A 9,638-nucleotide genomic window follows, 5' to 3' on the forward strand; every position below is an offset into this window, starting at 1 on the left:
GCTGGACCGGGGCGAGCCGGCCCGGATCAGCCTGACGCCCGCCACCTGGGCGACGATCGTGTCGGTGAACCGGCGGGTCAACAAGGCGGTCGAGCCGATGACCGACCAGGACCACCTGCACGTGGCCGACCGCTGGGACCTGGCCGAGGACGGCATCGGCGACTGCGAGGACTTCCAGCTGCTCAAGCGCCACATGCTGGCCGAGGCCGGGCTGCCGCGCCGCGCGATGCGCATGACCGTGGTGATCGACGAGAAGGGCGAGGGCCACGCCGTGCTGACGCTCATCACCGACCGGGGCGACCTCGTCCTCGACAACAAGACCAACGCCATCCTGCCCTGGCACAAGACCGGCTACGTCTTCATCAAGCGCGAGAGCCAGGACGCCGTCGCCTGGGTCTCCCTCGGCGGCGTCACCTCCCCGGTCACCACCGCCAACCGGTGAAGCGGCCTCAGGCCGCCCGGCTCAGGGAGGGCTGGGCGAGGCTCGCCACGTAGGACTCGACCCGGCCGATGAAGGCCGCGAGATGCGGGGCGACGCCCCGGAGGCTGGCGAGATCCCGCACCAGGATGTCCCGCGACAGCGCCCTGTCGCCCTCGCTCGGGGCGTCGGCGAGATAGGAATCGACCGCGTGCTCCGCGATATTGATCGCGCCGGCCCGACCATCCTCGGCGAGCGCTCTGATCACCTGCTGGATGGCGGGCTGCATTGCGGGTCCTTTCCTGGGGCGCGGCCCCGTCCGCGACGGGCTGGCCGGCTTCATGCGCTTCGATCGGGCCCGCCGCGAATCCCCTGCGCGAGCCGTTCTGAGAAGCCGGCAAAGCTGACCTGAATCAAGGCCTTCCGCGACGGCGCAGAGCGGCCATTCGCTCAGTGCATGCTTCTTCGGAGAGCTCTGCGGGTGCAACACTCTCTTAAATCGGAACCGATAAGGCTCGCGGCGCGTTATCTATCTCGCCCTCGCCCATTGTGCGCCGCACGTCGCCGTGTCACCCTTCCGTCATCATCGGGCGGCGGGGGCTTGAACCATGCGGCACGCGGATGGCGGTATCTCGTGTCAGGTCTTCGGCCCGCTGCGATGGCGCGGCTGGACGCACGCCGCGTGCCGGTCGCGGCAGGTGGCGAGTTTCGCCCTGCTGGGCACGATCCTCACGATGGGCGGTGCCACGACCCACGCCCATGCCCGGCTGGTCCTGCCGGATCAGGTGAGCGCCGCCGAACCGACCGGCCCGGTACGAGCGATCGCCGGCTGGACGGATTTCTGCACCCGCACACCCCAGGAATGCACGGTCGACACGGCCGAGCCGGCCGAGATCCCGCTGACCGTGGCGGTGTGGCGGACCCTCCAGAGCGTCAACCGCCGCGTGAACGCGCGCATCCGGCCGATCACCGATCAGGCGCACTGGGGCGTCGTCGACCGCTGGGACTTCCCGGATGACGGGTTCGGCGATTGCGAGGATTACCAGCTGCTGAAGCGGCGGATGCTGGTGGAGCGCGGCCTGCCGCGGCGCGCCTTGTTGATGACCGTGGTGATCGACGAGACCAACGAGGGCCACGCCGTGCTGACGGTCCGGACCGACCGTGGCGATTTCGTCCTCGACAACAAGACCGACGCGATCCGCTCCTGGCGCCGCACCGGCTACAACTTCATCAAGCGGGCCGGCCAGGACGGCGCGGCCTGGGTGTCCCTGGAGGGCAAGGACGGCACCGCGCAGGTGGCCACCGCCGAGCCCTGAACCCGGTCAGGCGCCGACCAGCATCGCGGCGAGGTCGAGGGCGACACGGCCCGAGAGCAGGCTCCAGCCGCACGCGATGACGGTCGCCAGCATCACGAACGGGATCGGGCGCCGCTCGATCCGCCGGCCGCGCACCGTGTTGCGCAGGATGATGAACGGCGCCGAGAAGGCGAGCATCGGCAACGCGGCCACCGCCGGCAGACCGCCGCGCTCCAGCAGGCTGAAGCTCGCCCGCCGCGCCGCGAACAGCTCGAAAGCGCTGGCGATCAGGCCGGACAGCGCCAGTCCGATGCACAGGGTCCGGATCGACTCGAGGGCGGCGGGCGTGAGGACCATTATTCGCGCTCCTGATACAGGTTGAGCGCACTGTACTCACGCCGTTTACCGCTTGTTAAGCACGGGCCTTCGTTAGCGTTAATCCGTGCACAGGTGCGGGCCGGCGGGATCCGGCCCGGGACATTGGAGGCGCCGAGGCGCCGCGCCTCAGGCCTCTTCCTCGAGATCGATGTCGAGGATCGCCATCCGGAAGACGAAGGAATCGTCGCCGTCCTCCTTGTCATCGGCGATCACGCCGATCGACTCCTCGCCGATGAACACCTCGGCGGAGTCGCCGGTCTTCATCGCCATGAGGCGGATATTGTTGTTCGCGAACTTGCGGCGCAGATAGTCCTGAAGCTTCGCGGTCTCGGCTTTGGTCACGCTGGTCGATCTCCCCTGGCGGCGCTGGCGCCGCGGATGGGCCGAGGGCTTGCCACGCCGCGGGCGGAGCGGCAAGCGCGACCGCTCCGGGTCAGATCCCGTCGCCCAGGTGGATGAACTGGTCGAGGGCGACGAGCTGGTCCATCGCCCGGGCCGGATCGTCGCAGCCGGCGGTGCCGACCACGCGCGCCGGCACACCGACGACCGTCGTGTTCGGCGGCACCGGCCGCAGCACCACAGAGCCCGCCGCCACCCGGGCGCAGGCCCCGACCTCGATGTTGCCCAGGATCTTGGCGCCGGCGCCGATCATCACGCCGCGGCGGATCTTGGGGTGGCGGTCGCCGCGCTGCTTGCCGGTACCGCCCAGGGTCACGGCGTGGAGGATCGACACGTCATCCTCGATCACCGCGGTCGAGCCGACCACGAGGCCGGTGGCGTGGTCGAGGAAGACGCCCCGGCCGATCCGCGCGGCCGGATGGATGTCGCACTGGAACACCTCCGAGACCCGGCTCTGGAGGTAGAGGGCGAGGTCGCGCCGGCCGCGGTTCCAGACATGGTGGGCGAGGCGGTAGGCCTGCAGCGCGTGGAAGCCCTTGAAGTACAGGACCGGCTCCAGCGCCCGGAGCGTCGCCGGATCCCGGTCGATCACCGCGCCGATATCGGCGCGGAACGCCTGCCCGATCCCCGGATCCGCCGTGATCGCCTCGTGGAAGGCGTGGGCGACGAGTTCGGCCGGCAGCGACGGGTGCCCGAGCCGGGCCGCGACCCGGTGGGAGACCGCGCCTTCCAGGGTGGCGTGGTTCAGGATCGTCGCGACGATGAAGGAGGCGAGCTGCGGCTCGGTCCGCAGGACGTCCTCCGCCTCGTCCCGCAGCCGCGACCAGACCGGGTCGACGACCGCGAGGTCATGCGAGGGGTGATTGAAGGCAGGACTGGCGCTCATGGGCGGATGCTCACGTCCGGGACTTCGCAGGGTTAGCCGATCGCGCGTGCGGCGGGGCCGGTCCAGCGCCCGCTCGGACGGGCGGATCTCCCGCCCGGGGCGGAGGTGGGCCGCAGGGGCGCCGGACCGCGGGTTCTGCCCTAGCGTGGTGCGCTGCACCGCGGCGATCAAGGGCCGGCGCGGCCCTGAGGTCGCATCGGTCGCATGGCTGTCAGCGATCGGCGGCGGGTCAGTCCGCCAGCGGCACGGGCTGCCCGAACCGCGCCTCGATCGCCGCCGTCAGGCGGTCCAGCATCGTCTGGACCGGGATGTTGGAGGTGTCCACCGTGGCCGGGGCCCGGGCGTAGAGCGGCTCGCGGCTCGCCAGCACGGCGCGCAGCTCCTGCATCGCGGAGGCGTGGTCGCCGGTCGTAGCGAGGTGCCCCTGCTCGCGGACGCGGCTCATGTGCTCCTCCGGCCGGGCGCGCAGCCAGATCGTGTAGAACGCCTGCAGGAGCAGATCGTATGTGAGCGGTTCCGCGACGATGCCGCCGCTGGTCGCGAGGATCAGCGGTCCGGGATGCTCCGTGAGGCGCCGCAGGGCCGCCTGCTCCAGCCGGCGATAGCCCTCCTGGCCGTAGATCGCGAAGATCTCCTGGACCGAGAGGGCGTTCTCCCGCTCGATCTCGGCGTTGAGCTCCACGAAGGTCCAGCCGAGGCGCTCCGCCGCGAGTTTGCCGAGGGTCGACTTGCCGGCGCCGCGCAGGCCGATCAGCGCCACGCGCGGCCTGTTGCTCGATTCGGGCCGGCTGCCGCCGGAGAGCGCCTCCTTGGCGGCGACGATCTGCGCCGGGCTCGCCTGCGCAAGGAGGTCGCGCACCACCGGCCAGTCGGGCAGCGCGTCGTTGCCGGTGATCAGGTCGTCGAGCCGCACGCCCATGGCGTTGGCCACCCGCCGCAGCAGGATGATCGACACGTTGCCCTGGCCACCCTCCAGCTGCGCGATGTAGCGCTCGGACAGGCCCGAGGTCTGCGACAGGACCTTGCGCGAGAGCCCGCGCACGGTGCGCGCGTGTCTGACGCGCCGCCCGAGGTCCGTGAGAAAGAGAGATTCCTGTTCTACCACGCCGGTCATGGCGCCGTCCGCTTTCCTGCCAGCTCGAAAGCAGAGTCCGTGCCCTGCATGCCTGCCGCTTCGAGATCCATCGCGCTTTGACGTTCCGCCGGACAGGACACTGCCCGAACGTGCGCGCGTGGACCGGCGTTTCCTGCCCTGAGATCTGTCGTGCGCCACCCGCGTACGGCCGCTGTCTTGCGGCGCCGGTCCGTACCGTAGCGATCCAACCACGTTGCTGGCGTGGCGCCTATGTGTTGCGGATCGACCCGATGGTCAAGCCTTGGGCATGATCCTTGTGTGGGCAGAGGGCCCGGCCGGCCGGCGGTTTCCCGGTGCGCGGCCGGTTCGGAAGGGGGCGCGCTACTCGACCGGCAGGGCCGTGGCCTCCTGCACCGGCGCGGCGGCCGGCGCGCGCCGCGGTGTGGCGGCGGCGAGCATCTGGAGCGACGGCCGGCGCGGCGGCAGCGGCACCTCGACGGCCTCGACCGCGGCCTCGGTAGCCGGCGCCGGAAAGGCCGCGGGGGTCATCGCAGCGGGGGTGGCCTCGGGCTGCGGAGAGAGCCGGAGCTCCGCGATCTGCGCCGGCGCGGCCGCCGCGACGGCGCTGCCCAGGGCCGCGGGCCGGCGCGGCGGCAGCGGCACCTCCACGGCGGGCGCCGCGGCGGCCTGCGCGGTGCCCGGGGCCGCGCCCGGAGCCGCGGCGGCCGGGTCGATGGACAGGCTGGCGAGCTCGATCGCCGCGCCGGCCAGGGCGGCGGGCCGGCGCGGCGGCAGCGGCACCTCGACGGTCTCGGTCGGAACCTCCGCCACCGCGGCGGCGGTGGGTGCGTAGGCCAGGGCGGCGGCAGCGGGGTTGTTCCGGGTGTCGGCGACGCCGCCGCCGAACAGGCTCGCCAGGGCGCTGGCCGACGCCGCCACCGGCGCGACCACCGAGGCGACTTCGGTGGAGATGCCCTGGCGCTTGGCGGCGTAGTAGTAGCCGCGGTTGTAGTACTGGTAGGCTTGGCTGACGTTGCCCTTGGCCGTGCGGTAGGCGCCCGCCAGATAGGCCACGCCGTAGCGCAGGTTGGTCTCCGGATCGTACAGGCCGGCGGCGTCGCCGGTGTAGCCCAGGCTGCGCGCGGTCGCGTGCTTGATCTGCATGAGGCCGAGGGCGCTGCCGCCCTTGGCCCGCGGGTTGTAGTTGCTCTCGCGCTTCACCACGGCGTGCACGAAGCTCGCCGGAACGCCGTTCGCCTTGGCCTGCTGCTCGATCAGCGCGTCGATGTTGTCGCGCGCGCCCTGCCCGAAGGCGGCGGCGGGCGCGACCGCGAGGACGGCGGCCAGGATGAGGCGATGCATTCCGAGACCCGGTGCTGCTTGTTCTGTGGTCAAGCTAGGTCACGGGGAAATGAGGCCGGAAAGCGGCCCCGGTTCGGCAGCCTGTGGGCGACCGGGGCGACGGGCCCGCTTGTGATCCGCGCGCCACAGGGCGGCGCGCGGACGCGGTCGGCCGGTCAGGGGAGGATGAGGCGCTCGACCGCGCGGGCGAACCCGTCGGCGTCGTTGCTGTCCGTGACCGCGCTCGCGGCCGCCTGGACGCTCGCCTCGGCATTGCCCATCGCCACCGCGTAGCCGCTCTGCGCGAACATCGGGCGGTCGTTCCCGGCATCGCCGAAGGTGGCGATCCGCTCGCGCGGGATGGCGAGGTGCGCGCTCATCCAGGCGACGAAGCGACCCTTGTCGAGATCGGGCGGAGTCACGTCGAGATAGTAGGCCTGCGAGCGGTGGACGGTGGCCCGGCCTGCCAGTGCCGCGGCGATGCGCGTCTCGCAGGCCGCGAGGTGGGCGTGGTCGCGGCTGACGCCGACGATCTTGGCGGCCGATCCCGTGAGCGTGCCGAGATCCGCCACGACCCGGGGCTCCGCGCCGATCGTGCGGCGCTCCAGGTCGGTGTAGGGGCCGTCCGGGTCGCGCAGGCACCACGCGCCGTCGGCGAAGACCCACACATCCAGCCCCTCGGCCAGGAGCCGGTCGAGGGCCGACCGGGCCGCCGCCTCGGGAATGGTCCGCTCCTCGATGATCGACAGGTCTGGCCGGACGACGCTCGCGCCGTTGAAGGCCCCCATCGGCAGGTCGAGGCCGAGTTCCGCCACGAGGCTCCGCAGGCCGATCGGGGGCCGCGCCGAGGCGATGCTGAAGCCGATCCCGGCCGCGCGCAGGCGGCTCACGGCCGCCACCGTCGCCGCGGTCAGGCGCTTGTCGCCGGTCACCAGGGTGCCGTCGACGTCGGAGATCACCAGCGCGATCCCCGCGGCCTTGCCGGCTTCTGCTGTCATCGCGTCACTCCCTGCCCGGATCCCGGCGCGCCGCGGCGGCGAGTTCCGCCACGACCCGGTCGGCAATCGCCTCGGGCGGCTCGAGGATCCCGACGGTGATCGGGTGCTCGTCGGCCCCCGGGACCTCGAGGGTCGCGAACTGGCTGTCGAGGAGGTACGGCGACATGAAATGGCCCTGGCGCTCCGCGAGGCGCCGGGCGATCAGGGCCTTGTCGCCGTCGAGGTAGACGAGGCGAACGCGCCGGCTGCCCCGGGTCAGGACGTCCCGGTACGCGCGCCTGAGGGCCGAGCAGACGACCACGCCGGACTCGCCGGCGTCGAGGCGCTGCTGGATCCAGGTCGCGATCCGGGCGAGCCAGGGCGCGCGGTCCGCGTCGTCGAGGGCGTGGCCCGCGCGCATCTTCGCCACATGCTCCGGTGTGTGGAAGCTGTCGCCGTCCACGAAGATCCAGCCGAGCTTCTCGGCGATCAGCGCCGCCACGGTACTCTTCCCGGACCCCGAGACACCCATGACCACGAGCACTTGAGCGGCCGTCCGGGCATCGGGCGTCGGCTGTGATTGGGACGTCATCCGGACCACCGTGCCTCCGAGGTGCGCCGGGGGCGCCGCGCGTCGCAATCATGCGGAGCGGGCGCGCGGAAGGGAAGATCGCCGCGCCCGACGGCGCCGCCGCGGCCACAGGAACCGGGGCGCGGCCGGCCGCGTTGATGCCCCAGAACGCGAACAATCAGGGAACATCAGTCGCATGGCCACCACCACCGCGAAGGCGACCTCGAAGGCGGGCCGGGATTCCGGAGCGCGCCAGGACGCGCCGGAGAACCCCAAGACCGACCCGAAGGACGTGTCGAACCAGATCAAGGATCCGGACCAGTGGACGACCGGCGGCGAGCCGATGACCGGCGCGCAGGCCTCCTATCTGAAGACGCTGTCGGAGGAGGCGAAGGAGCCGAAGGCGTTCGACCCCGACCTCGACAAGGCCGAGGCCTCGAAGCGGATCGACGACCTGCGCCATAAGGCCGGCCACGCCTGAGCCGTCACGGGCGCGCCCTCGCGGGCGCCCCGTCACCGCGCCGGGCGGTGCCTATCCCGCCCGGACTCGGCCCGATCCCCTCTTTCGAACACTTCGTTAAGCCGGCGGCAATCGGGCTCGGGTACCAGCGTTCGAAGCGCGTGATGTCGCGCGGACAGCGGGACTGGAAGGCGCGTTCGACCATGGAAGAGCCGGGCGGCGACGGAGCGGGGCTGCGCGCTGTGCGATCCCGGGCGGCGTCCGCCCCGTCGGGTCGGATCCGGGCCGCGGCCGCACGGTTCGCCCGCGACCTCCGCGGATCCACCGCGACGGAGTACGCCCTGCTCGGTGGCCTGATCTTCCTCGTCGCGGTGGGCAGCATCCGCTACTACGTATCCCGCGTCAGCGCCGTCTACGGCGACATCACCGCGGCGGTGACCCAGGGGCAGTGACGGGCAGCGAGCGGATCGCGCCTGGTCCGGCCGGCCCTGGGCGTCGATCGGCAGATCCGTTACCGCCGACAGCGTCCGGATTTGTGTCCCGATATTTCGGCCGCGGGCGATACGCCCGGCATATGTCGTTCCAGTGCCCCGAAAAAGCTGTGCTTAACGAGGATGACTTAGCAGTCTCGGCCGTGGCGGGCGGAGTGTGGCTCACCCGCTACGGACACCTGGGCCGCTATGGGCTAGGCACGGGCTCGGCAATACCGATGGGCAACATCTGGATGCGCAAACTTCCCCTCGTCCTGCTCGCCGTCACGGCGATGTCGGGCTGCACGTACCTGCCCGCGGCGGGTCCGACGGCGAGCGCGATCCAGGCCGGGGCTGAGGTCGCCACGGCCGACGGAGGCCTGCTCGCCCGCTACGAGATCATCGACGTCACTCCCTCCGTGGTCGAGGCCCTGCGCGGCCGGCCGCTGGACAGCCTGCTCGCCTCCTTCGGCGACCACCGCCCCTCCTCCGAGCCGGTCATCGGCATCGGCGACATGGTCTCGGTCTCCGTCTGGGAAGCCGGGTCCGGCGGCCTGTTCTCCGGGCCCCTCGTCGCCGACCGCTTCTCCGCAGGTTCCAAGTCCGCCCTCATCCCGGAGCAGCCCGTCGGGCGCGACGGCGCCATCTCGGTGCCCTACGCCGGCCGCATCAAGGTCGCCGGCCGCCGCACCCAGGACGTCCAGGCGCTCATCGAGAACGAGCTCGCCGGCAAGGCCATCCAGCCGCAGGTGCTGGTCTCGGTCACACGCCCGATCTCCCAGGCCGTCACCGTCACCGGCGAGGGCGCCGCCGGCGCCCGCCTGCCGCTCTCGGGCCACGGCGACCGCATCCTCGACGTCATCGCCGCCGCCGGCGGCAACCGCGCGCCGGTCAACGAGACCTTCGTGCGGCTCTCGCGCGGGCCGGTGACCGCGACCGTGCCGCTGACCACGGTGGTGTCGAACCCGCGTGAGAACATCTACCTGCGGCCCAACGACGTGCTGACCCTGGTGCGCGACCCGCAGACCTTCATCGCGGTGGGCGCGCTGGGCAACAGCACCGAGCTGCCGTTCCAGGCCGACGGGATCACGCTGGCGCAGGCGCTGGCCAAGGCGCGCGGCCTGTCGGACTTCGCCGCCGACCCGGCCGGCACCTTCATCTTCCGGTTCGAGCCGGCCAGCGTCGTGCGTCGTCTCAGCCCCGGCTCGAAGCTGCTCGGCACGCCTCTGGTGCCGGTGGTCTACCGGATCGACATGCGCGACCCCAACAGCCTGTTTGTGTCGCAGGCGTTCCGGATGCGCAACCGCGACCTGATCTACGTGTCGAACGCGCCCTTCACCGAGGTCCAGAAGGTCCTCACCGCCTTCA

The 9,638-nt window shown here is 71.9% G+C and carries 13 protein-coding genes; 5 read left to right on the forward strand and 8 right to left on the reverse strand.

Annotated elements, in window-relative coordinates; all coding sequences use genetic code 11:
• The coding region (locus tag ACTJK8_RS31600) for a transglutaminase-like cysteine peptidase (protein WP_440762961.1) at window positions 1-442 on the forward strand (442 nt) is incomplete at its 5' end.
• Between the two features lie 7 nt (window positions 443-449).
• Here ACTJK8_RS31600 and ACTJK8_RS31605 read toward each other — a convergent pair.
• Window positions 450-707, reverse strand: coding sequence for a hypothetical protein (locus ACTJK8_RS31605; RefSeq protein ID WP_012320711.1), 258 nt, complete (start codon window positions 705-707; stop codon window positions 450-452).
• Window positions 708-1,026: 319 nt separating this feature from the next.
• On the opposite strand from ACTJK8_RS31605, the gene ACTJK8_RS31610 reads away from it, so the two are divergent.
• Window positions 1,027-1,734 carry a transglutaminase-like cysteine peptidase gene (locus tag ACTJK8_RS31610; RefSeq protein WP_012320710.1) on the forward strand — a complete coding sequence of 236 codons (708 nt, stop codon included), beginning with the start codon at window positions 1,027-1,029 and terminating at the stop codon, window positions 1,732-1,734.
• A gap of 6 nt (window positions 1,735-1,740) precedes the next feature.
• On the opposite strand, the gene ACTJK8_RS31615 is transcribed toward ACTJK8_RS31610, so the two are convergent.
• The 7 genes from ACTJK8_RS31615 to ACTJK8_RS31645 all read right to left on the reverse strand — a co-directional run bounded on the left by ACTJK8_RS31615 (window position 1,741) and on the right by ACTJK8_RS31645 (window position 7,361).
• Window positions 1,741-2,070 (reverse strand): DUF6949 family protein, encoded by a 330-nt coding sequence (locus ACTJK8_RS31615; RefSeq protein WP_012320709.1) that lies wholly within the window; start codon window positions 2,068-2,070, stop codon window positions 1,741-1,743.
• 147 nt (window positions 2,071-2,217) lie between these two features.
• Window positions 2,218-2,433 carry a DUF3126 family protein gene (locus ACTJK8_RS31620; protein ID WP_012320708.1) on the reverse strand — a complete coding sequence of 72 codons (216 nt, stop codon included), beginning with the start codon at window positions 2,431-2,433 and terminating at the stop codon, window positions 2,218-2,220.
• 91 nt (window positions 2,434-2,524) lie between these two features.
• The gene (gene cysE, locus ACTJK8_RS31625; protein WP_012320707.1) at window positions 2,525-3,376 is read right to left on the reverse strand and encodes a serine O-acetyltransferase; all 852 of its coding nucleotides are present in this window, start codon (window positions 3,374-3,376) and stop codon (window positions 2,525-2,527) included.
• 229 nt (window positions 3,377-3,605) lie between these two features.
• Complete coding sequence (locus ACTJK8_RS31630) at window positions 3,606-4,490, reverse strand: helix-turn-helix transcriptional regulator (RefSeq protein WP_012320706.1); 885 nt, start codon at window positions 4,488-4,490, stop codon at window positions 3,606-3,608.
• Window positions 4,491-4,832: 342 nt separating this feature from the next.
• On the reverse strand, window positions 4,833-5,813 hold the full coding sequence (locus ACTJK8_RS31635; RefSeq protein WP_053622659.1) for a lytic transglycosylase domain-containing protein: 981 nt from the start codon (window positions 5,811-5,813) through the stop codon (window positions 4,833-4,835).
• 155 nt (window positions 5,814-5,968) lie between these two features.
• On the reverse strand, window positions 5,969-6,790 hold the full coding sequence (locus tag ACTJK8_RS31640) for a Cof-type HAD-IIB family hydrolase (protein WP_043074283.1): 822 nt from the start codon (window positions 6,788-6,790) through the stop codon (window positions 5,969-5,971).
• A gap of 4 nt (window positions 6,791-6,794) precedes the next feature.
• Window positions 6,795-7,361, reverse strand: a complete 567-nt coding sequence (locus ACTJK8_RS31645; protein ID WP_053622663.1) for a gluconokinase — start codon at window positions 7,359-7,361, stop codon at window positions 6,795-6,797.
• A 175-nt stretch (window positions 7,362-7,536) separates the two neighbouring features.
• On the opposite strand from ACTJK8_RS31645, the gene ACTJK8_RS31650 reads away from it, so the two are divergent.
• From ACTJK8_RS31650 to ACTJK8_RS31660, 3 genes are all read left to right on the forward strand, one after another.
• Window positions 7,537-7,821 (forward strand): DUF3072 domain-containing protein, encoded by a 285-nt coding sequence (locus tag ACTJK8_RS31650; protein ID WP_012320702.1) that lies wholly within the window; start codon window positions 7,537-7,539, stop codon window positions 7,819-7,821.
• 143 nt (window positions 7,822-7,964) lie between these two features.
• Complete coding sequence (locus ACTJK8_RS31655; protein ID WP_012320701.1) at window positions 7,965-8,252, forward strand: Flp family type IVb pilin; 288 nt, start codon at window positions 7,965-7,967, stop codon at window positions 8,250-8,252.
• Window positions 8,253-8,524: 272 nt separating this feature from the next.
• On the forward strand, window positions 8,525-9,638 hold a 1,114-nt coding region (locus ACTJK8_RS31660; protein WP_440763143.1), incomplete at its 3' end, for a polysaccharide biosynthesis/export family protein.

Origin of the sequence: Methylobacterium sp. 22177 (assembly GCF_052045615.1) — a bacterium.
In the GTDB taxonomy this organism is placed as follows: domain Bacteria; phylum Pseudomonadota; class Alphaproteobacteria; order Rhizobiales; family Beijerinckiaceae; genus Methylobacterium; species Methylobacterium radiotolerans.

What these genes read in the sequence shown, in the direction of transcription:
- ACTJK8_RS31605 (WP_012320711.1), bottom strand. Translation starts at nt 707, where the DNA reads ATGCAGCCCGCCATCCAGCAGGTGATCAGAGCGCTCGCCGAGGATGGT.
- ACTJK8_RS31610 (WP_012320710.1), top strand. Translation starts at nt 1,027, where the DNA reads ATGCGGCACGCGGATGGCGGTATCTCGTGTCAGGTCTTCGGCCCGCTG.
- cysE (WP_012320707.1), bottom strand. Translation starts at nt 3,376, where the DNA reads ATGAGCGCCAGTCCTGCCTTCAATCACCCCTCGCATGACCTCGCGGTC.
- ACTJK8_RS31615 (WP_012320709.1), bottom strand. Translation starts at nt 2,070, where the DNA reads ATGGTCCTCACGCCCGCCGCCCTCGAGTCGATCCGGACCCTGTGCATC.
- ACTJK8_RS31635 (WP_053622659.1), bottom strand. Translation starts at nt 5,813, where the DNA reads ATGCATCGCCTCATCCTGGCCGCCGTCCTCGCGGTCGCGCCCGCCGCC.
- ACTJK8_RS31655 (WP_012320701.1), top strand. Translation starts at nt 7,965, where the DNA reads ATGTCGCGCGGACAGCGGGACTGGAAGGCGCGTTCGACCATGGAAGAG.
- ACTJK8_RS31645 (WP_053622663.1), bottom strand. Translation starts at nt 7,361, where the DNA reads ATGACGTCCCAATCACAGCCGACGCCCGATGCCCGGACGGCCGCTCAA.
- ACTJK8_RS31630 (WP_012320706.1), bottom strand. Translation starts at nt 4,490, where the DNA reads ATGACCGGCGTGGTAGAACAGGAATCTCTCTTTCTCACGGACCTCGGG.
- ACTJK8_RS31640 (WP_043074283.1), bottom strand. Translation starts at nt 6,790, where the DNA reads ATGACAGCAGAAGCCGGCAAGGCCGCGGGGATCGCGCTGGTGATCTCC.
- ACTJK8_RS31650 (WP_012320702.1), top strand. Translation starts at nt 7,537, where the DNA reads ATGGCCACCACCACCGCGAAGGCGACCTCGAAGGCGGGCCGGGATTCC.